The following is a 25,995-nucleotide window of genomic DNA, read 5'->3' on the forward strand; positions in this document are numbered from 1 at the left end:
CTTTCTTTTGGCGAAGCAAAAGAAAGTGACTCGCCCGCCGGGGCGAGTCCCGGCCTACAGCCTCAGCAAGAGAAAGCCTCACCCATCGTGCTGAACCCAGGCCAACCTTTCCCCCTGGGCGCCACAGCAACCCAGACAGGCGTCAACTTCGCCCTGGCAGCCCCCCACGCAGAAAAGGTAGAACTCTGCCTATTCGACCCCACAGGCGCCCACGAACAGCAGCGACTCAAGCTCCCCGAGTTCACAGACGGCATCTGGCACGGCCAACTCCCCAGCGCCCGCCCCGGCCTCGTCTACGCCTACCGCGTCCACGGCCCCTGGTCCCCGAGCGACGGCCACCGCTTCAACCCCTCGAAGCTGCTGCTAGACCCCTACGCCCGCGAGATCGTCGGAAGCTACGACGGCAGCGACCTCTTCCACGGCCACGCCGCCGCAGACCCGACGCAGCGCGACACACGGGACAACGCCAGCATCGCCCTCAAGGCCCGCGTGGTGTCCCCATCGACCACTCGAGCCCCAGGCCACGCCCGCATCCCCGCCACCGACCGCGTCATCTGCGAGCTCCACGTCCGCAGCCACACGAAGCTGCACCCCGCCGTCCCCGCCCCCCTGCGCGGCAGCTACGCCGCCCTCGCCGAGCCGGCCGTGCTCGACCACCTGCAGCGCCTGGGCGTCACCACCCTGAGCCTGATGCCGGTGCAGCACCGCGCCGACGAGGAACGGCTGCTCGCGATGGGCCTCACGAACCACTGGGGCTACAACACCATCGGCTGGTTCGCGCCCGAGGCACGCTACTGGAGCGGCCGCCCCGGCACCACGCCGGCCGGCGAATTCCGCGCGCTGGCCGACGCGGTGCATGCGCGCGGCATGGAACTGGTGATCGACGTGGTCTACAACCACAGCGCCGAGAGCGACGAGCTCGGCCCCACGCTGTCGCTGCGCGGCATCGACAACGCCCTCTACTACCACCTGCGCGCCGACGACCGCGCGCTCTACGAGAACTGGACCGGCACGGGCAACTGCCTGAACCTCGGCGAGCCGCGCGTGCTGCAGCTCGTGATGGACAGCCTGCGCTTCTGGGCCGGCGAGATGGGAGTCGATGGCTTCCGCTTCGACCTCGCGCCGGTGCTGGGCCGCGCCACGGCCACGGGCTTCGACCCTCGCGCGCCCTTCTTCGCGGCCATCGCGCAGGACCCGCTGCTGTCGCGCACGCTGCTGATCGCCGAGCCCTGGGACATCGGGCCCGGTGGCTACCGGCTCGGCGAATTCCCGCCGGGCTGGCTCGAATGGAACGACCGCTTCCGCGACACGCAACGCGGCTTCTGGCTGCGCCAGGACCGCGAGGGACGCGCGGGCCTCGGCGACTTCGCGCACCGCTTCGCGGCCTCGAGCGCGCAGTTCGCGCACGACGGGCGCTCGCCCGCCGCGAGCGTGAACTTCGTGACCGCGCACGACGGCTTCACGCTGCGCGACCTGCTGAGCTACGACACGCGCCACAACGAGGCCAACGGCGAGAACAACCGCGACGGCCATGGCCACAACCTGAGCCGCAACTGCGGCGTGGAAGGCCCGAGCGACGACCCCGCGGTGCGGGCCGAACGACTGCGGCTCTCGCGCGCGCTGCTGGCCGCGCTGATGCTGTCGCAGGGCACGCCGATGCTGCTGGCCGGCGACGAGATCGGCCACACGCAACACGGCAACAACAACGCCTACTGCCAGGACAACGAGACCACCTGGCTGCACTGGGTCGGCAGCACCGATCCGGCCGGCGAGCCGGCTCGGCTGAGCACCTTCGTGGCGCGGCTGGCCGCGCTGCGGCGCGCGGCACCGGTGCTGCGCAGCACGCGCTGGTGGCCGGCCGATCCCGCGCCGGGCACGGCCGGCATCCGCTGGCTGCGGCCCGATGGCACGCCGATGCAGCCGCCGGACTGGGAAGGCGGCACGGCCCTTGCAATCCTGTTCGGCAGCCTGGAGGCAGGCACCGCCAAGGAGACACCGACATCGACCACCCCCCCAGCCACACCGAAGGCAGCGCCGGCCTGGCTGCTGCTCGTGAACGCGGGCGCGCGGGCGCAGCCGTTCCGCCTGCCGCCCGGCGCCTGGCGCTGCGTCCTCGCGAGCGACCCCGCCATCGACCCGGGCCCCGAGCCCTCGGTGGTGAACGCCACCGAGGTCGAGATACCGCCCTCGAGCCTCTGGATTGCAACAACGTAGGAGCCCGCGCCGCGCGGCGGTGCTAGTGTGCAAGGGCCCGAGCGGGCACAGGCACGTACAGAAACTCTGACGACACACGAACGAACGGAGACACAGGATGGACCCCAAGACCCCCGCGGCCGCCCCCGGCGCGCCACTGCAATCGCACCAGCTCGTGCGCCGCACCATCGCGCTGGTGCTGGCCGGCGGACGCGGCTCCCGGCTCAAGCAGCTGACCGACCGGCGCGCCAAGCCGGCCGTGTATTTCGGCGGCAAGTTCCGCATCATCGATTTCGCGCTCTCCAACTGCCTCAACTCGGGCATCCGCCGCATGGCGGTGGTCACGCAGTACAAGTCGCATTCGCTGATGCGCCACCTGCAGCGCGGCTGGAGCTTCCTGCGCGCCGAACTCAACGAGATGGTCGACGTGCTGCCCGCGCAGCAGCGCATGGGCGACGAGCACTGGTACCGCGGCACGGCCGACGCGGTCTACCAGAACCTCGACATCATCCAGACCCGCTCCACGCCGCACGACTACGTGGTGGTGCTCGCGGGCGACCACATCTACAAGATGGACTACTCGATCATGGTCAAGGACCATGCCGAGAGCGGCGCCGGCTGCACCGTGGGCTGCATCGAGGTACCGCGCATGGAGGCCACGGCCTTCGGCGTGATGGCGATCGACGACAGCCGCCGCATCACCAGCTTCCTCGAGAAGCCGGCCGACCCGCCCGCGATGCCGGGCCATCCCGACGTGGCGCTGGCCAGCATGGGCATCTACGTGTTCGATTCGGCCTACCTCTACAAGCTGCTCGAGGAAGACAGCCGCGACCCGAACTCCAGCCACGACTTCGGCAAGGACATCATCCCGCGCGCGGTGGCCGAGGGCCGGGCGCTCGCGCATCCCTTCGGCATGTCCTGCGTCACGCGCGCCGCGCGCGGGCCGGATGCCAAGGCCTACTGGCGCGACGTGGGCACGATTGATGCATTCTGGGCCGCCAACCTCGACCTCGCGTCGATCACCCCGGAGCTGGACATCTATGACACCGACTGGCCGATCTGGACCTACCAGCGGCAGCTGCCTCCGGCGAAGTTCGTGCTCGACCACGACGGCCGCCATGGCATGACGGTCAACACCATCGTCTCGGGCGGCTGCATCGTCTCGGGCTCGCAGGTCAGCAGCTCGGTGCTGTTCTCGGGCGTGCGCATCCATTCGTTCTGCACCATCCACGAGGCGGTGCTGCTGCCCGACGTGGAGGTCGGGCGCGGCTGCCGGCTCAGCCGCGTGGTGATCGACCGCGCCTGCGTGATCCCCGACGAGATGGTGATCGGGGAGGACGCCGAAGCCGATGCCGCGCGCTTCGAGCGCACGGAAACGGGCGTGGTGCTGGTCACGCGCGAAATGCTCAAGCGGCTGGCGGAGCGCTCCGCGGCGCCCGCCGCCTGATGCCGCCGATGAGAGTCCTCCAGGTCAGCGCCGAACTCTTCCCCCTGCTCAAGACCGGCGGCCTGGCCGACGTCGCCGGCGCGCTGCCGCTCGCGCTGATGGCCGCGGGCCAGGACGCGCGCGTGCTGCTGCCGGGCTTCCCGGCCATCGTGGCGGGCGTGCGCGGGCTCGCGCCGGTTGCGGCTTTTTCGGCGCCCTGGGGCGAACGCTTCGGGCTGCTGCAGGGGCGCATCGAGATCGACGGTGCGCCGCCGATCCCGGCCTACGTGGTCGACGCACCCGCGCTGTTCGACCGGCCCGGCAATCCCTACGAGGACGCCAACCGGCAACCCTACGGCGACAACCACCGGCGCTTCGCGCTGCTGGGCTGGGCCGCGGCCCAGCTCGCGCAGGGGCTCGATCCAGCCTGGCTGCCCGAGGTGGTCCATGCGCACGACTGGCACGCGGGCCTCGCGCCGGCCTACATGGCCTTCGCGCGCGGCGTCGACGGGCCGCGCGTGGGCAGCGTCTTCACGGTCCACAACCTCGCTTACCAGGGCCTGTTCGCGCCCTGGCACTTCCCCGAGCTCGGCCTGCCCGCGCCGGCCTTCCAGATGAACGGGCTCGAATACCACGGCCAGCTCTCGTTCATGAAGGGCGGGCTCGCCTATGCCGACCGGCTCACCACCGTGAGCCCGACCTACGCGCGCGAGATCCAGACGCCCGACCAGGGCTGCGGCCTCGACGGCCTGCTGCGCCAGCGCGGCGGCGTGCTCGACGGCATCCTCAACGCGGTCGACGACCAGGTCTGGAACCCGGCCGCCGACCCGGCGCTGGTGCAGGGCTACCAGGCGCCCGAGGGCCGCCACATGGCGGGCAAGGCGCGCTGCAAGTCCGTGCTGCAGCACCAGCTCGGGCTGGCCGAGCGGCCCGACGCGCCGCTGTTCATCCTCGTGAGCCGGCTCACCGAACAGAAGGGCCTGCGCCTGGTGCTGCAGGGCCTCGACGCGCTGCTCGCCCAGGGCGGCCAGCTCGCGCTGCTGGGCAGCGGCGAGGCCTGGCTCGAAGACGCCTTCCGCCAGCGCGCGGCCGCCGCGCCCGACGCGGTCAGCGTCACCATCGGCTACAACGAGACGCTCGCGCACCAGCTCTTTGGCGCGGGCGACGTGACCCTCGTGCCCTCGCTGTTCGAACCCTGCGGCCTGACGCAGATGTACGGCCTCAAGTACGGCAGCCTGCCGCTGGTGCGCCGCGTCGGCGGGCTGGCCGACACGGTGGTCGACAGCACGCTCGAGGACATGGCCAGCGGCGAGGCCACCGGCTTCGTGTTCGACCGTTTCGACTCGGCGGACTACGATCGCGCGGTACGCCGCGCCTTCGCGCTCTACCAGCGCGCACCCGACTGGCGGCGCGTGCGCGGCCATGCGATGCGGCGCCCCGCCGACTGGGCCACCGCGGCCGCGCAGTACGTGGCCGTGTACCGGCAGGCGCTGGCCGCGGCCCAGGCACCGACGCCCCTGCCCCACTGAAGAAGGCGCAGGCATCCGTTCAACCCGCACACAAGACACACCCACCATGACGATCGAAGACTTCGCCTACGACCATCCCGACCGCGATGTCGCGGCCTTCAAGCGCGCCGTGGCCAACAAGCTGATCTACGCGGTCGGCAAGGACCCCGTGGCCGCGAGCCAGGACGACTGGCTCTACGCCACCGCGCTCGCGGTGCGCGACCAGCTGGTGGAGCGCTGGATGGCCACCACGCGCGCCAACTATGCGCAGGACCTCAAGCGCGTGTACTACCTGTCGATGGAGTTCCTGATCGGGCGCACCTTCACCAACGCGCTGCTCGCGGTCGACCTGCACGCCACCGTGCGCGACGCGCTGGCCGACTTCGGCGTCGACATGGAGGCGCTGTCCGAGCGCGAGCCCGACGCGGCACTCGGCAACGGCGGCCTCGGCCGGCTCGCGGCCTGCTTCCTCGACTCGATGGCCACGCTCGGCGTGCCGGGCATGGGCTACGGCATCCGCTACGAGTACGGCATGTTCCGCCAGCGCATCGTCGACGGCCAGCAGGTGGAGACGCCCGACTACTGGCTCACGCGCGGCAATCCCTGGGAATTCAAGCGGCCCGAGGTCAACTACCGCGTGCGCTTCGGTGGCCGCGTGCAGAAGCGCGAGGGCACCAACGCCCCCTACGGCGCGGCCGACTGGGTCGACACCCACGACGTGCGCGCCGTGGCCTACGACACCATCATCCCGGGCTACGGCACGCAGGCCACCAACACGCTGCGCCTGTGGTCGGCGCGCGCCACCGAGGAGATCGACCTCTCGGCCTTCAACCGCGGCAACTACATGGCGGCGGTGGAGAGCAAGAACCACTCGGAGAACGTCTCGCGCGTGCTCTACCCCGACGACTCCACGCCCTCGGGCCGCGAGCTGCGGCTGCACCAGGAGTACTTCTTCTGCAGCGCCAGCGTGCAGGACCTGCTGCGGCGCTACCTGCGCAACCACACCAGCTTCGACCGGCTCTCGGAGAAGGTCAGCATCCACCTCAACGACACCCACCCGGTGCTCGCGGTGCCCGAGCTGATGCGCCTGCTGCTCGACGAGCACGGCCTGCCCTGGGACACGGCCTGGGCCCACACGCAGAAGGTGTTCAGCTACACCAACCACACGCTGATGCACGAGGCGCTCGAGACCTGGCCGGTCGAGATGCTCGGGCGCATCCTGCCGCGCCACCTGCAGATCATCTACGACATCAACGCGCGCTTCCTCGCCACCGTGACGCAGACGCACGGCAACGACGTCGAGCTGATGCGCCGGCTCTCGCTGGTCGATGAGGCCGGCGAGCGCCGCGTGCGCATGGCCTACGTGGCGGTGCTCGCGAGCCACTCGATCAACGGCGTGTCGGGGCTGCACTCGGAGCTGATGAAGCAGTCGATCTTCGCGGACTTCGCGAAGATCTTTCCCGAGCGCTTCAACAACAAGACCAACGGCGTCACGCCCAGGCGCTGGCTCGCGCAGGCCAACCCGCCGCTGGCCGCGCTGCTCGACCAGCGGCTGGGCAAGGGCTGGCGGCGCGATCTCTCGCAGCTCGAGGCGCTGCGGCCGATGGCGACGCAGCCGCCCTTCGTGCGCGCCTTCCGCCACGCCAAGCGCGAGAACAAGCTGCGGCTGGCCAACTGGATCGAGCAGCACATGAACATCGTGGTCGACACCGACGCGATGTTCGACGTGCAGGTCAAGCGCATCCACGAGTACAAGCGCCAGCTGCTCAACGTGCTGCACGTGATCGCGCGCTACCACCGCATCCTCGACGCCCAGGCCGCGGGCGGCAGCGTCGACATGGTGCCGCGCGTGGTGGTGTTCGCGGGCAAGGCGGCCTCGGCCTATGTGATGGCCAAGCAGGTGATCCGGCTCATCAACGACGTGGCCGCCACCATCAATGCCGACGCGCGCGTGGGCAAGCTCTTGAAGGTGGTGTTCCTGCCGAACTACAGCGTGAGCCTGGCCGAGATCATCATGCCGGCGGCCGACCTGTCGGAGCAGATCTCCACCGCCGGCACCGAGGCCTCGGGCACCGGCAACATGAAGTTCGCGCTCAACGGCGCGCTGACCATCGGCACGCTCGACGGCGCCAACGTCGAGATGCGCGAGAACGTCGGGCCCGAGAACATCTTCATCTTCGGCAACACCACGCCCGAAGTGGCCGAGATCCGCGCGCGCGGCTACCAGCCGCGCGACATCTACGACGGGAACGAGGAGCTGCGGCGCGTGCTCGACGCGATCCGCGACGGCGCCTTCTCGCCGGCCGAACCGGCGCGCTACCAGGGCATCTACGACGCGCTCGTGAACTGGGGCGACCACTACCTGCTGCTGGCCGACTACGCGAGCTATGTCGCGAAGCAGGCCGAGGTCGATGCGCTCTACCGCGATGCCGATGCCTGGACGCGCATGGCGATCCTCAACGTGGCGGGCATGGGCGCCTTCTCGTCGGACCGCACGATCGCCGAGTACGCGCACGACATCTGGCAGACCAAGCCCGTGGTGCTGGGCTGAGCCCGGCGCCGGCCGGCGTCAGCGCGGCGTCGTCGGCGGCGGCGCCTCGGTGACGAAGCCGATGCGGCTCAGGCCCGCCTTGTTGGCGATGCCCATCAGGGCCACCACGCGGCCGTAGGGCACGGTCTGGTCGGCGCGCAGCTGGACCTCGGTGTCCTTGCTGTCGGCGGCGGCCTTCGCGAGGCGGGTCGCGAGCTCCTCGTCGGTCACGGGCTGGTCGTTGAGGAAGACCTTGCCCAAGGCGTCGACCGACAGGCTCACGAACTTCGGCGTGTCGTTGGGCTGGCCGGCATCGGTCTGCGGCAGGTCGAGCTTGATCGAGCTGGCCATCAGCGGCGCCGTGATGATGAAGATCACCAGCAGCACCAGCATCACGTCGACCAGCGGCGTGACGTTGATGTCGGACAGCGGCCGCTGGCCGCCGGCACCGGTGGCACGGCCACCGCCGGCGGAGCTGCTGCCGAGCGAGGTGCGTCCGAAGGCCATGGGGGCGAGCGGTTCAGACCGGCATCGGCCGCGCGGGCGGCGGCGGGGCCGGTACCGCCGCGGGCGCTTCGCCGAAGCTGCCGAGCAGGTCGTGGGCGAAGCCTTCGAGCTCGGCCTCGACGCGGCCGATGACACGGCCGAAGACGTTGTAGGCCAGCACGGCCGGGATCGCCACCGCGAGGCCGAAGGCGGTCATCACCAGCGCTTCGCCGACCGGGCCGGCCACCTTGTCGATGGTGAAGCCGCCGGCCTGGCCCGCGATGCCCACGAGCGCGCCGTAGATGCCCCAGACCGTGCCGAGCAGGCCGACGAAGGGCGCCGTGGCGCCGACCGTGGCGAGCAGGATCTGCCCGGCCTGCAGCCGCCGCAGCGCGCCGTGCAGCGCCTCGCGCAGCACGCGCGTGAGGCGCTGGTTGGGGTCGCCCGCGGCGCCGAGGGTGGCGGCGTCTTGCGTCCGGGAGGCCACGGCCTGGCGCAGCGCCGCGACCGCGGGCAGCACCAGCGCCGAGCGGTCGAAGGCCTGCAACCGCTGTTCCGCCTCGGTGAGGCTGGTCGATTGCCAGAAGGCCGCGATGCTGCGCAGCACGTCGCGCGTGCCGCCGCGCAGCAGCCAGCCCTTCCAGAGGATCACGACCCAGCTCGAGACCGACATCGCGAGCAGCAGCGCGGCCACCGAGCGGCTGACGCCGTCGCCGTGGGTCAGCAGTTCGAGGACGCTCATCGTCGGGGATGGCGAAGGGGGAGCCGTCTCAGCGCAGGCCGAGCACGTCGAACATGTCGAACAGGCCGGCGCGCTGGTCGGCCAGGAAGCGCACCGCGCGCAGGCTGCCCTGCGCGTAGTTGGCGCGGCTCGAGGACTTGTGGGCGATCTCGATGCGCTCGCCGGTGCCGGCGAACAGCACCGTGTGGTCGCCGACGATGTCGCCGCCGCGCACGGTGGCGAAACCGATGGTCGACGGGTCGCGCTCGCCGGTCACGCCCTCGCGGCCGTAGACCGCGCATTCCTTGAGGTCGCGGCCCAGCGCATCGGCGATGACCTCGCCCATCTTGAGCGCGGTGCCCGAGGGGGCGTCGATCTTGTGGCGGTGGTGGGCTTCGACGATCTCGATGTCGTAGCCGGTGGACAGCGCCTTGGCCGCCATCTCGAGCAGCTTGAAGGTGACGTTGACGCCCACGCTCATGTTGGGCGCCATGACGATCGCGATGTCCTTCGCGATCTCGGCGATCTCGGCCTTCTGCGCGTCGCTGAAGCCGGTGGTGCCGATCACGGCCTGCACGCCGAGCTCGCGGCAGACGGCCAGGTGGGCCATCGTGCCCTCGGGGCGGGTGAAGTCGATCAGCACCTGGGCGTCCTGCAGGCCCGCGCGCAGGTCGGCATGGATGGCCACGCCGCTGGCGAAGCCGAGGAAGGCGCCCGCGTCGCTGCCGATGGCGGGGCTGGCGGCCACGTCGAGCGCGCCGGCCAGGCGGCAGTCGGGGGCGTTACGGACCGCCTCGATCAGCATGCGGCCCATGCGGCCCGACGCGCCGGCGACGGCAACCCGGCGCGCGGCCGGCGTGGAGGAGGAGGTGGTGGTGTTGGAGTCGGTCACGCGGATTCGGGCTTGCTTGCCGTCTAGGGACGGTGGGGACGATGGGTGGGGAAACCGCGCCGCCGCGCCAAGCCAGGTTCGGCGCGCCGGCCGGGCGCCGCTTTTAGCGCGCGGCCTCGAGCGGCGGGTAGGCGGCCGGCAGCGGGGGCAGCGTGGCGGGCGCCTTGCTCTCGGTGTCGGTGGCTTTCCGGTCGCCCTTGGGGTCGAACTTCTTGAGTTCTTCTTCCGTGGCCTCGAGCGGCGGCACCTTGCCGGTCTTCTTGCGGGTGTCGAGCGTGGCGACGAATTCTTCCTCGCTCGGCATGTCGCCGCCTTCCCAGCGCTCGAGCTGCTCGCCGTTGAAGAAGACGGTGAAGCGGCGTTCCTGCGGCTCCACGCCCTGGCGCCGGATCGTGAAGACGTAGTCCCAGCGGTTCGAATGGAAGATGTCGGTCAGCAGCGAGGTGCCGAGGATCTCGCGCACCTGCTGGCGCGACATGCCGGTCTTGAGCGCGGCGACCTGTTCCTTGGACACGAAATTGCCCTGGACCACCTCGACCTTGTAGGGAGTGACGGCCGCCAGCGCGCCACGCGAGCGCTCGCTGATACCGCTGCAGGCACCGAGGCCCAGGGTGACGGCAACGGCCGCAGCCAGCAGCCAGGGACGGCGTTGGAAAATGGCAGGCATTGGGGGGAAAGGGGGTAGCGATATGATCGGCCATTGTAGCGGCTGGCCCCTTCCGGGGCCTTTGGCTGCCCAGGGCGCAGGAACCATCATGGCCAATATCGACGAACTCAAGAATACCGGCCTCAAGGCCACCCTGCCGCGGCTGAAGATCCTGGAAATCTTCCAGACCGGCGGCCAACGCCACATGACCGCCGAGGACGTGTTCCGCGTGCTGCTCAACGAGCACTCCGACATCGGCCTGGCCACCGTCTACCGGGTGCTCACCCAGTTCGAGCAGGCCGGCATCCTCGAGCGCAGCCACTTCGAGAGCGGCAAGGCCGTCTACGAACTCAACGAAGGCACGCACCACGACCACCTGATCTGCACCGCCTGCGGCAAGGTCGAGGAGTTCTACGACGCCGAGATCGAGCGCCGCCAGCAACTGGTGGCCAAGGACAAGGGCTGGATCCTGCAGGACCACGCCATGTCGCTCTACGGCTTGTGCGGCGACTGCGTCAAGAAGCGCTGAGCTAGTCCGCGTCGCGCGCGCTTTCCATCGCCTTGTGGTGGCGCGCCACGAAATCGGCATAGGTGTCGATGCCGCGCAGCTGCAGGATCGAATTGCGCACCGCGGCCTCGACCAGCACGGCGATGTTGCGGCCCGCCACCACCTGGATGATGACCTTGCGCACCGGGATGCCCAGCACGTCCTGCGTGAGCGGCGTCGAGGGCATGCGCTCGTAGTCGCGCTCGAAGCTGTCGCGCCGCACCAGGTGCACGATGAGCTTGAGCCGCATCTTCCGCCGCACCGCCGTCTCGCCGAAGATCGCGCGGATGTCGAGCAGGCCGATGCCGCGCACCTCGAGCAGGTTGAGCAGCAGGTCGGGGCAGCGGCCCTCGATGGTGTTCTGGTTGATGCGGTAGAGATCGACCGCGTCGTCGGCCACGAGGCCGTTGCCGCGCGAGATCAGCTCGAGGCCGAGCTCGCTCTTCCCGAGGCCCGACTCGCCCGTGATCATCACGCCCATGCCCAGGATGTCCATGAACACGCCGTGCATCGAGGTGCGCTCGGCGAAGTGCTTGGACAGGTAGGCGCGCAGCAGGTCGATCACGAAGGCCGAGGATTCGCGCGTGGCGAACAGCGGCAACTGGGCGCGCTCGCAGATCGACAGCAGCTCGTCGGGCGCGGCCTGCCCGTCGGCCAGCACCAGCATCGGCGGCTCGAGCGTGACGATGCGGGCGATGCGCCGCGCGGTGTCCTCGGGGCTGCCGCGCGTCAGGTAGGCGACCTCGCGCGCGCCGAGGATCTGCACGCGGTACGGGTGGATGTAGTTGAGGTAGCCGACCAGGTCGGCGGCCGACTGGGCGCGGCTGATGACTTCGGGATCGAACTGGCGCTCGGACGCGCCGAGTCCCGCGAGCCATTCCCAGCGCAGCGAGCCGCGGAACTCCTCGAACATGGCATCGGCGCTGATGACGGTCGGCTTCATGCGTTCAGGGCGCGGCGCGCGGCACCGCTTCTTCGGAGGTGAGGGGAACGGGAGGAAAGGCAGCGCAGCTTAGCAGCAGCCACGCCCCGAGCCATGGGCTCAGGCGACTTGCGTGGAGTGCCAGCCGGCGATCAGGCCGTGCAGCGCGGCCGCGTCGGTGCTCGACTTGATCTGCTCGCGCAGGCCGGCGTCGCTCAGCAGCTCGGCGATCTCGGAGAGGATTTCGAGGTGCTTCTGCGTGGCGGCTTCGGGCACCAGCAGGAAGATCAGCAGGCCGACCGGCTGCTCGTCGGGGGCATCGAAGCCGATCGGGTTCGCGAGCTGGAACACCGCGGCCATCGGGGCCTTGAGGCCCTTGATGCGGCCATGCGGAATGGCGACGCCGTGACCGAGGCCGGTGGAGCCGAGGCGCTCGCGCGCGAACAGGCTGTCGGTGATCAGGGCGCGGCCCAGCCCGTGAAGGCTTTCGAACAGCAAGCCGGCTTCCTCGAAAGCACGCTTCTTGCTGGTGGCGTCAACGCTCACGAGCACTTGAGCGGGCGGCAGGATGGACGCGAGACGATTCATGGTGGGTCAGAGCGGGGGCGATTATGCACCTGCTTGGTAAAAACCCCCACTCCGCTTATCTACTTTCTGGTTACATGTTGCCCGCAGGCCTCGCTTCCCTCGACAGAGGCCCTTCAAATCCTTGATGGGCAGTCGGAAAAGCCCATGAAAAAGCCGCCCGGAGGCGGCTTCGAGAGTCTCCGGCGCGACAGCCGGGAACCCGCTTCGTCTTACATCAGGCGCTTGGGCGCGCTGTGGTGATGGTCCTGCAGGCGGTCCTTGTGGCGCACCACCTGGCGGTCGAGCTTGTCGACCAGTTCATCGACCGCGGCATAGAGATCAGCGTGGCTCGACTCCGCGAACATGTCATTGCCCTTGACGTGGATGTTGCACTCGGCCCGTTGCCGGCGTTCCTTTTCCTTCTGCTTTTCCACCGTGAGGATCACCTTCACATCGACCACCTGGTCGAAATGTCGGATAACCCGGTCCAGCTTGCTCGTGACGTAGGTGCGCAAGGCAGGGGTGACGTCGAGGTGATGACCGCTGATCGTCAAATTCATGAATGACCTCCTGGAATTGACGGTTGGGGAAATGACCATCGCTGCGGATGCAGCGCGGCCGGCGAAAACGGTTGTGGGGCTGGGAGAAGAAAGGGGGAGAGGGGAAAGAGGGAGAGGTGCGGGAGAGGAGAAGGTCGATTCACTATGCCCAAGCTGTCACGGTATTGCAATACCGGGGGATGCCCGGATGACGGGCTGGCGGACCGCGCCGCATGCTCAGCTATTTCTTCCATAGCAGGCCCCAGCGGCCCCGCATGCTGCGGGCCGCGTTGCGAACCATTGCTGCCGCGCCCATCTTTCGCGGCCACCCGCGCATGTCCCTGCTGGAGAAAGGGCCGGGCGCCCTTCAGCGCCAGGCGGCGCGCATCCGGTTGCGCAGGTCGATCACCGCGGCCGGCGGCGGCACCGCGGGCGCGCGAGGCGGCGGGGGCGGCCAGGTCCGGGCTTCGAAGCGCGCGAGGTCGGCATCGGGAATGAAGCGGCTGCGGTTGGCATACAGATGCCGGTCGCCGCGCGCGGCCTGCTGCGGGATGTAGAAGCGCTGCGGCACCAGCAGGTGCAGGTGGTCGCGGGCGCGGGTCATGGCCACGTAGAGCAGGCGCCGTTCCTCCTCGAGCTCCTGCGCGCTCTGCGCCACGTCGGCCGGCATGCAGCCGTCGACCACGTTGAGCACGTGGACCGAATTCCACTCCTGCCCCTTGGCCGAATGGATGGTCGAGAGGATCAGGTAGTCTTCGTCGAGCAGCGGCGGCCCGGGCCGGTCGCTGGTGGCTTCGGGCGGATCGAGCGTGAGCTCGGTGAGGAAGCGTTCGCGCGAGGCGTAGCCCGAGGCCATGTGCACCAGCTGCTCGACGTCGCCGCGGCGCGTGCCCGCGGTGTCGTCGTAGAGCCGCTCGAGGTGCGGCAGGTACCACTCCATCGCGATGCCCACGTCGGCCGGCCAGGCCAGCGACGGCGCGCGCAGCGCGGCATAGGCCTCGGCGAAGGCGGCCCATTCGGCGCGCGCGGCGCTCGGCGGCACGAAGTCGCGCAGGGCGATGGCCGGGTCGGCCGCCTGGTCCATCGCGTCGAGCAGCTTCGCGCTGGTGGCCGGCCCGATGCCCGGGATCAGTTGCGTGACGCGAAAGCCCGCCATGCGGCCGCGCGGGTTCTGCGCGAAGCGCAGCACCGCGAGCAGGTCCTTCACGTGCGAGGCCTCGAGGAACTTGAGCCCGCCGTACTTCACGAACGGGATGTTGCGGCGCGCCAGTTCGAGCTCGAGCGGCGCGCTGTGGCTCGAGGTGCGGAACAGCACCGCCTGCGACTTGAGCGCGAGCCCGCCCTCGCGGTGCGCGAGCACCTGGTCGGCCACCCAGCAGGCCTGCTGGGCCTCGTCGGGCACGCGCACGATCTGCGGCCGCCCGGCCGAGGGCTTGTCGGTCCACAGCGTCTTGGCATGGCGCTCGGCCGCATGAGCGATGCACGCGTTCGACACGTCGAGGATCGGCTGGGTGGAGCGGTAGTTGCGCTCCAGCGTGACCACGCGCGCCGGCCGCGAGAACTGCGAGGGAAAGTCGAGGATGTTGCGCACCGTCGCGCCGCGGAACGAATAGATCGACTGCGCGTCGTCGCCCACCACCGTCACGCCCCGCCCGTCGGGCTTGAGCGCGAGCAGGATCGCGGCCTGCAGCAGGTTGGTGTCCTGGTACTCGTCGACCAGCACGTGGTCGAAGCGCTCGCCCAGGTGCCGCGCCAGCGTGGGCTCCTCCATCATGCCGGCCCAGTAGAGCAGCAGGTCGTCGTAGTCGAGCACGTTCTGCTGCTGCTTGGCCTCGACGTAGGCGCCGAACAGCTGCTGCAGCTCGACGCCCCATTCTGCGCACCACGGAAAGGACTGCCTGAGCACCGACTCGAGCGGCGCGCGCGTGTTCACGCAGCGCGAATAGATCGACAGGCAGGTGCCCTTGTGCGGAAAGCGGCGCGCGCTCGACGAGAAGCCGAGCTCGTGCCGCGCCAGCCCCATCAGGTCCTCGGCGTCGCCGCGGTCGTGGATGGTGAAGTTGTCGTCCAGCCCGATCTGCGCGGCGTACTCGCGCAGCAGCCGCGCGCCGATGCCATGGAAGGTGCCGGCCCAGGGCAGCGCGGGCGCGGTGTGGGCCTGCAGCCCCAGCACGCGCGCGAGCACCTGGCCGGCGCGCTGCGCCATTTCCTGCGCGGCGCGGCGCGAGAAGGTCAGGAGCAAGAGGCGCTGCGGGTCGACCCCGCGCGCGATCAGGTGCGCCACCCGGTGCGCCAGCGTGCTGGTCTTGCCCGAGCCGGCGCCGGCGATCACGAGCAGCGGGCCCGCATCGGCCGCGTCCGGAGCGCCACCGGCCAGCGCTTCCACCCCGTGCTCGACCGCCGCGCGCTGTTCGTCGTTGAGGCTCGCAAGGGCGGCCGCGAGGCGCTCGGCCTGGGTCGCCGGCGGATGGGAAAAGACGGGGGACGCGGCGCTCGGCATGGCCGCCACTCTACTGGATGTTCGTCCAGTTCAGCCAACTCTGCGCTCATTCGCCGATGACATAATCGCGCCTCGCTGCAACTGGAGACCGCATCATGGAAACCGCCCCGTCTCGGCAGCTTTCAACTCCCGGCTGAGCCCGGCCGACCGGCTCCGGGATTTGAAAGCGCCCCTCTTTCTCGTCCCCCGCCCGTCCGCCCCATCGCCCCAGCCATTTCTCGGGAGTGAGCCATGCTCAATATCTTCACGCTCGCCAACGGCCGCCTCGTCCAGGAAGAGATCGAGGCCCTCGAGGAGCTCTCCCGCTTCCAGCCGATCTGGGTCGACCTCGAATCGCCCACGCTCGAGGAGAAGCGCTGGATCAAGCAGTACTACGGCCTCTCGATCCCCGAGGACGCGATGGACGAGGACATCGAGGAATCGGCGCGCTTCTATGAAGAGGACAACGGCGAACTGCACATCCGCAGCGACTTCCTGATCGACGACGACGAAGCCCCGCGCGCGGTGCGCGTCGCCTTCATCCTCAACCAGCACAACACCGACCTGCGCAGCCGCGGCGTGCTGTTCTCGATCCACGACGAGGACGTGCCCGTGTTCCGCCTGCTGCGCATGCGCGCGCGCCGCGCCCCGGGGCTGATCGAGGACGCGAAGGAAGTGATGCTCAAGCTCTTCGACGCCGACGCCGAGTACTCGGCCGACTCGCTCGAGAACATCTACGACGAGCTCGAGGCCGCCAGCAAGAAGGTGCTCTCGGGCAACGTCAGCGACGAGCTCGCGGGCGAGGTGCTGGGCGCCATCGCGCGCCAGGAAGACCTGAACGGGCGCATCCGCCGCAACGTGATGGACACGCGCCGCGCGGTCAGCTTCATGATGCGCAGCAAGATGCTCAATGCCGAGCAGTTCGAGGAAGCGCGGCAGATCCTGCGCGACATCGAGTCGCTCGACAACCACACGGCCTTCCTGTTCGACAAGATCAACTTCCTGATGGATGCGACCGTCGGTTTCATCAACATCAACCAGAACAAGACGATCAAGATCTTCTCGGTGGCCAGCGTCGCGCTGCTGCCGCCGACCCTGATCGCGAGCATCTACGGCATGAACTTCAAGTTCATGCCCGAGCTCGACTGGGCCATGGGCTATCCCTACGCCATCGTGCTGATGGCCGCGAGCGCGCTGGTGCCGATGTGGTACTTCCGCCGGCGCGGCTGGCTCAAGTAGTCGACCCGGCAGCAAGCCAGGCGCCGACCAGCGCGAGGCTGTAGCGGCTCGCGACCTCGGCGACGAAGCGCGCGAAGTCGCCATGGGCCTCGTCGTCGGCACGGTCCGAGATCGTGCGCATCGCGGCGAAGGGCACGCCGTAGTCATGGCACACCTGCGCCACCGCGGCGCCCTCCATCTCCACCGCCAGCGCATCGGGCAGCGCGCGGCGCAGCGCCTCGCTTTCGGCCGCTGTCGCGACGAAGCGGTCGCCACTGATCAGCAGGCCGCGATGCACGGTCGGCGAACGCAGGCCGAACTCGTCGACGGCGCCCTGCCCCACCAAGGCCACGGGATCGCGCAGGGTCTGCTCGGCCACGGCCGCCAGTGCATCGCCGATCGCCGCATCGGCCTTGAAACGCGCCAGGCCCATCAAGGGCACTTCGTATGTCGGAAAGAGCGGCGAGGCATCCATGTCGTGCTGTAGCAGCTCGGTCGCCACCACCACGTCGCCGACCTCGACGCCCGGCGCGAGCCCGCCCGCCACACCGCTGAAGACGATGGCGCGCACGCCGAAGCGCTCGAGCAGCAGCGTGGCCGTCACCGCGGCCGCGACCTTGCCGATGCGCGACAGCACCGCGACCACGGGTTGGCCCTGCAGGTGGCCGACCCAGAAGTCGCGGCCCGCGACGCGCACGCGCTGCTCGTCGGGCATCAGCGCGAGGAGCGCCTTGAGCTCCTCGTGCATCGCCGCGACGATCGCGATGGGTGCGGTGGCCCCCACCGCTTACTTGATGTCCACGCCGTAGAAGGTGTGGCGGCCGAAGGGGCTGAGCTTGAAGTCGATCACTTCCTTGCGCACCGGCTTGAGCTGCACCGCGTGCGCGATGGTGAACCACGGCGCCTGCTCCTTGAAGATGACTTGCGCCTTCCTGTAGAGCGCGTCGCGGTCGGCCTGCTTGGTCGCGCTCTTGGCCTTCACCACGATGTCCTCGTAGGGCTGGTAGCAGAACTTCGAGATGTTGCTGCCGCTCGCCGACTTGGCCGAGGCGCAGCCCAACAGCGTGTAGAGGAAGTTGTCGGGGTCGCCGTTGTCGCCGGTCCAGCCCAGCATGCCCATCTGGTGCTCGCCGGCCTGCAGCCGCTTGCGGTACTCGCCCCATTCGAAGCTCTTGATCTCGGCCTTGACGTTGATCTTGGCGAGGTCGGCCTGCATCAGCTCGGCGATGCGCTTGGCGTTCGGGTTGTAGGGCCGCTGCACCGGCATGGCCCACAGGTCGGTCGAGAAGCCGTCGGGGAAGCCGGCCTGCGCCAGCAGCTTCTTCGCGGCCTCGGGATCGTAGGGGTCGTCCTTCACCGCATCGTTGTAGGACCACATGGTCGGCGGGATCGGGTTCTTCGCGGCCACGCCGGTCGAGAGGTAGACGCCGTCGATGATCGCCTTCTTGTTGATCGCCATGTTGATGGCCTTGCGCACGCGCACGTCGTCGAAGGGCTTCTTCGTCGTGTTGTACGAGAGGTAGCCGACGTTCAGGCCCGGCTGCTCGAGCACCTGCACGTTCGGATCCTTGCGGATCGCGTCGAGGTCGGCCGGGTTCGGGTAGGGCATGACGTGGCACTCGCCCTTCTGCAGCTTGGCCCAGCGCACCGAGGCGTCGGGCGTGATCGCGAACACGAGGTCGTCGATCTTGGCCTTGCCGCCCCAGTACTGCGGGAAGGCCTTGAAGCGGATGATCGCGTCCTTCTGGTACTGCACGAGGTAGAACGGACCGGTGCCGATCGGGTCCTGGTCGACCTTCTCGGGCGTGCCGGCCTTGAGCATCGCGATCGCGTACTCCTTCGACTGGATGCCCGCGTACTGCATCGCGAGGTTGGCGAGGAACGGCGCCTCGGCCTGGTTGAGCGTGATCTTCACCGTGTAGTCGTCGATGCGGTCCACCGACTTCAGCAGCTTGGGCATGCCCATGTCGTTGAAGTAGGAGTGGTTCTGGCTCGTGACCTTGAAGAAGGGATCGCTCTCCTTCCACTGGCGGTCGATCATGAAGATGAAGTCGTCGGCGTTGAAGTCGCGCGTGGGCTTGAAGCTCTTGCTCGTGGTGTGCCACTTCACGCCCTTGCGCAGGTGGAAGGTGTAGACCGTGCCGTCGGCCGAGATGTCCCACTTCTCGGCCAGGCCCGGCACGACCTTGGTGCCGCCGCGCTCGAACTCGACGATGGTGTTGTAGACCTGCGTGGTCACGTCGAACGAGGTGCCGGTGGTGTTCATGCCCGGATAGAAGTTCTCGGGGCTGCCCTCGGAACAGTAGACCAGCGTCTTGGCCGACACCGCGCCGCAGGCCAGGGTCAGCGCCGCGATCGCCACGGGTGCCAGCAGCGCCAGCCGTCGTGCGCGGCGCGGGAGGAAGGAACGGTTCGTCATGGGAACTCCTTGAGACACGGGTTGGAGAAAACGGAAAGCGGGTTTCAGGGATTCATCACGACGGGCGCGACGAACGGCGGTGCCGACGGCAAATCGGCGCGCACCACCGGCGCGCCTTCGAGAAAGCGCTCGGCGTAGTGGCAGGCGACGCGCCGCTGGTCGAGCTCGCGCAGCACGGGCCGCTCGTCGCGGCAGCGCTGCGTGACGTGCGGGCAGCGCGTGCTGAAGACGCAGCCCGTGGGCGGCGACAGCGGCGACGGCAGCTCGCCCTTGAGCACGATGCGCTGGCTGCTGAGGCCCGGCGTGGAGGCCAGCAGCGCCTGCGTGTAGGGATGCAGCGGGCGCTCGAAGATGCGCGCCTTCGGCCCCTGCTCCACCGCATGGCCGAGGTACATCACGAGCACGTCGTGCGCGATGTGGCGCACCACGCCGAGGTCGTGCGAGATGAACAGGTAGGCCAGGCCGAGTTCGGCCTGCAGGTCGGCCAGCAGGTTCAGCACCTGGGCCTGGATCGACACGTCGAGCGCCGACACCGGCTCGTCGGCCACCACCAGCCGCGGCTCGAGCATCAGCGCGCGCGCGATCGCGATGCGCTGGCGCTGGCCGCCCGAGAACATGTGCGGATAGCGGTTGGCATGCTCGGGCCGCAGGCCCACGCGCGCGAGCATCTCGCGCGCCTTGGCGGCACGCTCGGACTTGCCGAGCGTGGTGTTGATCGCGAGCGGATCCTCGAGCACCGCCGCGACCTTCTTGCGCGGATTGAGCGAGCCGTAGGGGTTCTGGAACACCAGCTGCACGGCCTGGCGCAGTTCGCGGCGCCGCTCGGACGGCGGGTTCACGGCATCGTGGCCGACCAGCGTGAGCTGGCCCGCCGTCGGCTTCTCGATCAGCGCGACCATGCGCGCGAGCGTCGATTTGCCGCAGCCCGATTCGCCGACCACCGCGAGCGTGCGGCCGCGCTCGAGCCGGAACGAGATGTCGCCCACCGCGCGCAGTTGCGCGCTCGGGCGGAACAGGCCGCGGCGCACCTCGTAGATGCGCTGCAGGTTCTTCGCCTCGACCACGATCTCCGCGGCGCTCACGATGCGGCCTCCTCGACGCGCGGCAGGCGCGGCCGGTCGCGCTCGATCGCAGCCATGCGCCCCGGTTCGCCGAGCGGGAAATGGCAACGCACCTGCGCGCCGGGCAGCGCCTCGACGCCGCGCAGGGCCGGGCGCACCTGGCAGGCACGCGTCGTCACGTAGCCGCAGCGCGGCGCGAACAGGCAGCCCGCGGGCCGGTCGTGCACGCCGGGCACCACGCCCGCGATGGTGGCGAGCCGGCCGTCGGGCGGCGCGCGTTCGGGCAGCGCGGCCAGGAGCGCCTCGGTGTAGGGATGCTGCGGCGTCGCGAACAGCCGGTCCACGCGCTGCTGCTCCATCACCTGGCCCGCATACATCACGGCGATGCGCTGCGCCATCTCGCTGACCACGCCCATGTTGTGCGTGATCAGCACCAGCGCCATGCCGCGCTCCTTCTGCAGCTCGCGCAGCAGGTCGAGGATCTGCGCCTGGATCGTGACGTCGAGCGCGGTGGTCGGCTCGTCGGCGATCAGCAGGCGCGGGTTGCAGGCGATCGCCATCGCGATCATCACGCGCTGGTTCATGCCGCCCGAGAGCTGGTGCGGATAGCTCGAGAGGCGCGACGACGCGGCCGGGATGCCGACCTGCTCGAGCAGTTCGGTGGCGCGCTTCCTGGCCGCGCGCCGGTCGAGCCCGAGATGCAGGCGCAGCGTCTCCATCAACTGGAAGCCGATGGTGAAGCAGGGGTTGAGGCTGGTGGTGGGCTCCTGGAAGATCATCGCGACCTCCTTGCCCACCAGCGCGCGGCGCGCCTTGTCGGAGATGCCGAGCAGGTCGCGGCCCGCGAAGCGCATGTGGTCGGCGCGCACGCGGCCCGGGAAGCCGATCAGCCCCATCAGCGCCATCATGGTCACGCTCTTGCCCGAACCCGATTCGCCGACGATGCCGAGCACCTCGCCCTCCTCGAGCGAGAGGCTCACGCCGTCGACCGCATGCATCACGCCGCCCTGGGTCGGGAATTCGACGTGCAGATCCTGGATGTCGAGCAAAGGCATCGATGCGTTCCCTTGCTTCAGCGCTTGAGCTTCGGATCGAGCGCGTCGCGCAGACCGTCGCCCAGCAGGTTGAAGGCCAGCACCGCCGCGAGGATGGCGAGGCCGGGGAAGGTCACGACCCACCAGGCACGCAGCACGAACTCGCGCGCGTCGGCCAGCATGGTGCCCCACTCGGGCGACGGCGGCTGCGCGCCGAGGCCGAGGAAGCCGAGCGCGGCCGCGTCGAGGATGGCGGTGGAGATGCCGAGCGAGGCCTGCACGATCAGCGGCGCCGCGCAGTTGGGCAGCACCTCGCGGAACATCAGGCGCAGCGTGCCGGCGCCGCTGACGCGCGCCGCGGTCACGTAGTCGCGCGAGACCTCGGCGATGACGGCCGCGCGCGTGATGCGTACATAGTGCGGCAGCACGACGATGGCCACGGCGAGCATCGCGTTGATGAGGCCCGGCCCGAGGATGGCCACGATCACGATCGCGAGCAGCAGGCTCGGCAGCGTGAGGATGATGTCCATCAGCCGCATGATCGCGATCTCGAGCACGCCGCGGAAGAAGCCCGCGACCAGGCCGAGCACCACGCCCACCACCACCGAGAGCGCGACCACCGCGACGCCGATCGACAGCGACAGGCGCGCGCCGTGCATCAGGCGCGAGAGGATGTCGCGGCCGATGGCGTCGGTGCCCAGCAGGTAGGTGAGCGAGCCACCCTGCTGCCAGGCCGGCGGCTGCAGGAACACGGCGCTGTTGGTCTGGTTGGGCGCATGCGGCGCGATCCACGGCGCGAGCAGCGCGACCAGCAGCAGCACGACGATGGTGGCGAGGCCGATCACCGCGCCGCGGTTGGCGGAGAACGCACTCCAGAATTCGCGCCAGGGTCCGGGCGGCGTCGAGGCGGCGGGGGCCGCGTTCGCGAGGGTGTGGGTCGAGGCCATGGATTCAGCGCCGGATGCGGGGGTTGATGACGCCGTAGGTCAGGTCGACCAGCAGGTTGACCAGCATCACGATGCCACCGAGCAGCAGCATGCCGCCCTGCAGCACCGGATAGTCGCGCCGGCCGATGGCCTCGATCAGCCACTTGCCGACGCCGGGCCACGAGAAGATGGTCTCGGTGAGGATGGCGCCGGTGAACAGCACGCCCACCTGCAGCCCGATCACCGTGACGACCGGGATCAGCGCATTGCGCAGCGCATGCAGGCCCACCACGCGAAAGCGCGACAGGCCCTTGGCGCGCGCGGTGCGGATGTAGTCCTCGCCGAGCACCTCGAGCATGGCCGAGCGCGTCATGCGCGCGATCACCGCCAGCGGCACCGTGCCCAGCACCACGGCCGGCAGCACGAGGTGGTGCAGCGCCGACCAGAAGGCGTCGATCTCGCCGGCGCGCAAGGCATCGAGCAGCAGGAAGCCGGTGTCGGGCTCGACGTAGTACTGCACCGAGATGCGGCCCGAGACCGGCGTCCAGCCGAGCTGCACCGAGAAGAAGAGGATGAGCAGCAGGCCCCACCAGAAGATCGGCATCGAGTAGCCGGTCAGCGAGGTGGCCATCACGCCGTGGTCGAAGATCGAGTTGCGCCGCACCGCGGCGAGGATGCCCGCGGGCAACCCCAGCAACAGCGCGAACGCGATGGCGCAGATCGCGAGCTCGATGGTGGCCGGGAACAGCGCAAGGAACTCGTTCATCACCGATTCCTGCGTGATCAGCGACTTGCCGAGGTCGCCGTGCAGCACGCGCGCGATGTAGATGCCGTACTGCACGATCACCGGCTTGTCGAGGCCGTAGGCCGTGAGCAGCTCGGCATGGCGCGCGGGGTCGATCCCGCGCTCGCCGGCCATGGTCTCGATGGGGTCGCCCGGCACCAGCCGGATGAGGAAGAAGGCAAGCAGCGTCATGCCGAAGAAGGTCGGCACCAGCAAGCTCACGCGCGTGAGGAGGAAGCGAAACATCGACCCGCAATATGCAAGATCGATGCCGCGGCCCCACCCGGGCCGAACCCTTACTTTTTGGCGTCGCGCAACTCTCTGCGCAGGATCTTTCCGACCGGTGTCTTCGGCAGGTCAGTGCGAAACTCTACGATTCGCGGCTGCTTGTAACCCGTAAGGTTTGCTCTGCAATATTCGCGCACCTGCGCCTCGGTGAGCGACTCGTCCTTCTTCACGATCACGAGCTTCACGGCCTCGCCGGTCTTCTCGTCGGCAACGCCCACGGCCGCGCATTCGAGCACGCCCGGAATCTGCGCGACCACATCCTCGATCTCGTTCGGGTACACGTTGAAGCCCGACACCAGGATCATGTCCTTCTTGCGGTCGACCACCTTGAAGTAGCCGCGCTCGTCGACCACGCCGATGTCGCCGCTCTTGAAGTAGCCGTCGCTGGTCATGACCTTCGCTGTCTCGTCGGGGCGCTGCCAGTAGCCGGCCATCACCTGCGGTCCCTTGATCGCGATCTCGCCGGGCTCGCCGAGCGCAACCTCGTTGCCGTTGTCGTCGAGCAGCTTGAGCCAGGTGCTCGGCAGCGGCACGCCGATGGTGCCGGTGTAGGCCTTGCTGTCGGTCGGGTTGCAGGTGGTCGAGGGCGAGGTCTCGGACAGGCCGTAGCCCTCGCAGATCGGGCAGCCGGTCTTCTCGAGCCAGAGCTTCGCGACCGCGGCCTGCACCGCCATGCCCCCACCCAGCGAGACCTTGAGGTTCGACCAGTCGACGGTGTTGAAGTCGGGATGGTTGGCCAGGCCGTTGAACAGCGTGTTGACCGCCGGGAAGCTGTGGACCGTGTGCTTCGACAGTTCCTTGAGCACCGCGGGCAGGTCGCGCGGATTCGGGATCAGGATCAGCTTGCCGCCCGTACGCATGCTCAGCATCATGCCGACCGTGAACGCGAAGATGTGATAGAGCGGCAGCGCACACACGCTCGTGGGCTGCTGGCCCGCGGGCACCTTGCGCATCACCGGCTCGTTCCAGGCCTCGGACTGCAGCACGTTGGCGATCACGTTGCGATGCAGCAGCACCGCCCCCTTCGATACGCCCGTGGTCCCGCCGGTGTACTGCAGCACCGCGACATCGTCGGCGCCGATGGCCGGCGTCTGCAGCGTGCGGCCCGCGCCCTGGTCGAGCGCATCGTTGAAGCGCACCGCGCCCGGCAGGTTGAAGGCCGGCACCAGCTTCTTGACGTTGCGCACCACGTAGTTGACGAGCGCGCCCTTGAGGAAGCCGAGCCGGTCGCCCATCGAGGCCAGCACGATGTGCTTGACCGGCGTGGCCGCGATGCACTGCTGCAGCGTGACGCCGAAGTTCTCCATGATGATGATCGCCTTCGCGCCCGAGTCCTTGAGCTGGTGCTCGAGCTCGCGCGGCGTGTACAGCGGGTTCACGTTCACGAGGATCAGGCCCGCGCGCAGGATGCCGGCCACCGCGATCGGGTACTGCGGGCAGTTGGGCATCATGGCCGCGACGCGGTCGCCCTTGGCGAGGCCCAGGCCCTGCAGGTAGGCCGCGAAGGCCTTGCTGAGCTTGTCGGTCTCGGCATAGCTCACGTCCTTGCCCATGAAGCTGTAGGCCGTGCGGTCGGCGTACTTCGAGAAGCTCTCTTCCATGAGGCCGACCAGCGACGCGTACTGCGATGGGTCGATGTCGGCAGGCACGCCTTGCGGGTAACTGCTGAGCCAGGGACGATCGGTCATGGATGTGTCTCCTCCGGAGTCGGATTGGGATGAAAACGAAAACGGCGCCTGAGCGGCGCCGTAAGGGTTTGCCCGCAGAGCGCGGGCCGGGACGGAACCTCGGCCTATTCGATGGCCTTGCCCATATCTTCCACTACTTTTTTAGCATCGCCAAAGACCATCATGGTCTTGTCCATGTAGAACAGCTCGTTGTCCAGGCCCGCGTAGCCGGCGGCCATGGAGCGCTTGTTCACGATCACCGTCTTGGCCTTGTACGCCTCCAGGATCGGCATGCCGTAGATCGGGCTGCCCTTGGTGTGCGCGGCCGGGTTCACCACGTCGTTGGCGCCCAGGATGATCGCCACGTCGGCCTGGCCGAACTCGCCGTTGATGTCCTCCATCTCGAACACCTGGTCGTACGGCACCTCGGCCTCGGCCAGCAGCACGTTCATGTGCCCCGGCATGCGACCGGCCACCGGATGGATCGCGTACTTCACCGTGATGCCCTTCTCGGTCAGCTTGGCCGCGAGTTCCTTCACCGCATGCTGCGCTCGCGCCACCGCCAGGCCGTAGCCCGGCACGATCACCACCGTCTCGGCATTGCCCAGCACGAAGGCCGCGTCGTCGGCGCTGCCGCTCTTGACCGGGCGCTGCTCCTTCGCGCCGCCCGTGGCCGCGGCCGCGTCGCCGCCGAAGCCGCCGAGGATCACGTTGAAGAACGAGCGGTTCATCGCCTTGCACATGATGTAGCTCAGGATCGCGCCCGAGCTGCCCACCAGCGAGCCCGCCACGATCAGCATCGCGTTGTTCAGGCTGAAGCCGATCCCCGCGGCCGCCCAGCCCGAGTAGCTGTTGAGCATCGACACCACCACCGGCATGTCCGCGCCGCCGATCGGGATGATGATCAGCACGCCCATCACGAAGGCCAACGCGAGCATCGCGAAGAAGGCGGTCCAGTTCTCCGTCGCCATGAACACGAGGCCCAGGCCCACGGTCGCCAGGCCCAGCACGAGGTTGAGCATGTGCTGGCCCGCGAACTGCACCGGCGCGCCCTGGAACAGACGGAACTTGTACTTGCCCGAGAGCTTGCCGAAGGCGATCACCGAGCCGCTGAAGGTGATGGCGCCGATGGCCGCGCCCAG

Annotated in this window: 22 protein-coding genes; 6 read left to right on the forward strand and 16 right to left on the reverse strand. The window is 69.1% G+C overall.

The features are described 5' to 3' along the window. Positions 1 to 87: 87 nt before the first annotated feature. The 4 genes from glgX to ACODT0_RS40715 all read left to right on the forward strand — a co-directional run bounded on the left by glgX (position 88) and on the right by ACODT0_RS40715 (position 7,678). A complete protein-coding gene (glgX, locus tag ACODT0_RS40700) occupies positions 88 to 2,214 on the forward strand; it encodes a glycogen debranching protein GlgX (RefSeq protein WP_489043891.1) in 2,127 nt (708 codons plus the stop codon). Positions 2,215 to 2,311: 97 nt separating this feature from the next. Next, on the forward strand, positions 2,312 to 3,640 hold the full coding sequence (gene glgC, locus ACODT0_RS40705) for a glucose-1-phosphate adenylyltransferase (protein ID WP_057593834.1): 1,329 nt from the start codon (positions 2,312 to 2,314) through the stop codon (positions 3,638 to 3,640). 8 nt (positions 3,641 to 3,648) lie between these two features. Next, positions 3,649 to 5,148: a glycogen synthase GlgA gene (glgA, locus tag ACODT0_RS40710; protein WP_296739804.1), complete on the forward strand. Its 1,500-nt coding sequence runs from the start codon at positions 3,649 to 3,651 to the stop codon at positions 5,146 to 5,148. A gap of 46 nt (positions 5,149 to 5,194) precedes the next feature. After that, a complete protein-coding gene (locus ACODT0_RS40715) occupies positions 5,195 to 7,678 on the forward strand; it encodes a glycogen/starch/alpha-glucan phosphorylase (RefSeq protein WP_057593833.1) in 2,484 nt (827 codons plus the stop codon). A gap of 18 nt (positions 7,679 to 7,696) precedes the next feature. Here the strand turns inward: ACODT0_RS40715 and ACODT0_RS40720 are convergent, their stop codons facing one another. From ACODT0_RS40720 to ACODT0_RS40735, 4 genes are all read right to left on the reverse strand, one after another. Continuing rightward, positions 7,697 to 8,164 carry an ExbD/TolR family protein gene (locus tag ACODT0_RS40720; protein WP_489043892.1) on the reverse strand — a complete coding sequence of 156 codons (468 nt, stop codon included), beginning with the start codon at positions 8,162 to 8,164 and terminating at the stop codon, positions 7,697 to 7,699. Positions 8,165 to 8,177: 13 nt separating this feature from the next. Next, complete coding sequence (locus ACODT0_RS40725) at positions 8,178 to 8,885, reverse strand: MotA/TolQ/ExbB proton channel family protein (RefSeq protein ID WP_489043893.1); 708 nt, start codon at positions 8,883 to 8,885, stop codon at positions 8,178 to 8,180. A gap of 28 nt (positions 8,886 to 8,913) precedes the next feature. Continuing rightward, a complete protein-coding gene (gene dapB, locus ACODT0_RS40730) occupies positions 8,914 to 9,756 on the reverse strand; it encodes a 4-hydroxy-tetrahydrodipicolinate reductase (RefSeq protein ID WP_422099756.1) in 843 nt (280 codons plus the stop codon). Between the two features lie 103 nt (positions 9,757 to 9,859). Continuing rightward, complete coding sequence (locus tag ACODT0_RS40735; protein ID WP_057593830.1) at positions 9,860 to 10,423, reverse strand: outer membrane protein assembly factor BamE; 564 nt, start codon at positions 10,421 to 10,423, stop codon at positions 9,860 to 9,862. 88 nt (positions 10,424 to 10,511) lie between these two features. Here ACODT0_RS40735 and fur point away from each other — a divergent pair, with 88 nt between their 5' ends. Further along, the gene (fur, locus tag ACODT0_RS40740; protein WP_057593829.1) at positions 10,512 to 10,931 is read left to right on the forward strand and encodes a ferric iron uptake transcriptional regulator; all 420 of its coding nucleotides are present in this window, start codon (positions 10,512 to 10,514) and stop codon (positions 10,929 to 10,931) included. A gap of 1 nt (position 10,932) precedes the next feature. Here fur and hprK read toward each other — a convergent pair whose 3' ends face one another. The 4 genes from hprK to ACODT0_RS40760 all read right to left on the reverse strand — a co-directional run bounded on the left by hprK (position 10,933) and on the right by ACODT0_RS40760 (position 15,477). Next, positions 10,933 to 11,892 (reverse strand): HPr(Ser) kinase/phosphatase, encoded by a 960-nt coding sequence (hprK, locus tag ACODT0_RS40745; RefSeq protein ID WP_057593828.1) that lies wholly within the window; start codon positions 11,890 to 11,892, stop codon positions 10,933 to 10,935. Positions 11,893 to 11,991: 99 nt separating this feature from the next. Next, positions 11,992 to 12,459 carry a PTS sugar transporter subunit IIA gene (locus ACODT0_RS40750; protein WP_057593827.1) on the reverse strand — a complete coding sequence of 156 codons (468 nt, stop codon included), beginning with the start codon at positions 12,457 to 12,459 and terminating at the stop codon, positions 11,992 to 11,994. A 209-nt stretch (positions 12,460 to 12,668) separates the two neighbouring features. Next, the gene (gene hpf, locus ACODT0_RS40755) at positions 12,669 to 12,998 is read right to left on the reverse strand and encodes a ribosome hibernation-promoting factor, HPF/YfiA family (RefSeq protein ID WP_057593826.1); all 330 of its coding nucleotides are present in this window, start codon (positions 12,996 to 12,998) and stop codon (positions 12,669 to 12,671) included. 346 nt (positions 12,999 to 13,344) lie between these two features. Next, positions 13,345 to 15,477, reverse strand: a complete 2,133-nt coding sequence (locus tag ACODT0_RS40760) for an ATP-dependent helicase (protein ID WP_261217817.1) — start codon at positions 15,475 to 15,477, stop codon at positions 13,345 to 13,347. Between the two features lie 231 nt (positions 15,478 to 15,708). Here ACODT0_RS40760 and corA point away from each other — a divergent pair, with 231 nt between their 5' ends. Further along, positions 15,709 to 16,695: a magnesium/cobalt transporter CorA gene (corA, locus tag ACODT0_RS40765; RefSeq protein WP_057593823.1), complete on the forward strand. Its 987-nt coding sequence runs from the start codon at positions 15,709 to 15,711 to the stop codon at positions 16,693 to 16,695. Here corA and ACODT0_RS40770 read toward each other — a convergent pair. The 8 genes from ACODT0_RS40770 to ACODT0_RS40805 form a co-directional block, all read right to left on the reverse strand. Beyond that, on the reverse strand, positions 16,688 to 17,422 hold the full coding sequence (locus tag ACODT0_RS40770; protein ID WP_409976605.1) for a 5'-methylthioadenosine/adenosylhomocysteine nucleosidase: 735 nt from the start codon (positions 17,420 to 17,422) through the stop codon (positions 16,688 to 16,690). The genes corA and ACODT0_RS40770 overlap by 8 nt on opposite strands. A gap of 39 nt (positions 17,423 to 17,461) precedes the next feature. Next, positions 17,462 to 19,093, reverse strand: a complete 1,632-nt coding sequence (locus ACODT0_RS40775; RefSeq protein ID WP_489043894.1) for an ABC transporter substrate-binding protein — start codon at positions 19,091 to 19,093, stop codon at positions 17,462 to 17,464. 44 nt (positions 19,094 to 19,137) lie between these two features. After that, positions 19,138 to 20,175 (reverse strand): peptide ABC transporter ATP-binding protein, encoded by a 1,038-nt coding sequence (locus tag ACODT0_RS40780; protein WP_489043895.1) that lies wholly within the window; start codon positions 20,173 to 20,175, stop codon positions 19,138 to 19,140. Then, complete coding sequence (locus ACODT0_RS40785; RefSeq protein WP_489043896.1) at positions 20,172 to 21,209, reverse strand: ABC transporter ATP-binding protein; 1,038 nt, start codon at positions 21,207 to 21,209, stop codon at positions 20,172 to 20,174. Before ACODT0_RS40785 ends, ACODT0_RS40780 begins: the two co-directional genes overlap by 4 nt. Positions 21,210 to 21,226: 17 nt before the next feature. Next, entirely contained in the window at positions 21,227 to 22,135 is a 909-nt protein-coding gene (locus ACODT0_RS40790; RefSeq protein WP_057593820.1) for an ABC transporter permease subunit, read from the reverse strand. Between the two features lie 4 nt (positions 22,136 to 22,139). Beyond that, complete coding sequence (locus ACODT0_RS40795; RefSeq protein WP_057593818.1) at positions 22,140 to 23,144, reverse strand: ABC transporter permease subunit; 1,005 nt, start codon at positions 23,142 to 23,144, stop codon at positions 22,140 to 22,142. Between the two features lie 50 nt (positions 23,145 to 23,194). Next, the gene (locus tag ACODT0_RS40800; protein ID WP_261217830.1) at positions 23,195 to 24,874 is read right to left on the reverse strand and encodes a long-chain-fatty-acid--CoA ligase; all 1,680 of its coding nucleotides are present in this window, start codon (positions 24,872 to 24,874) and stop codon (positions 23,195 to 23,197) included. Positions 24,875 to 24,978: 104 nt separating this feature from the next. Continuing rightward, positions 24,979 to 25,995: NAD(P)(+) transhydrogenase (Re/Si-specific) subunit beta (locus ACODT0_RS40805; protein ID WP_489043897.1), on the reverse strand; the 1,017-nt coding region annotated here is incomplete at its 5' end.

Source organism: Variovorax sp. FG153, assembly GCF_057809595.1.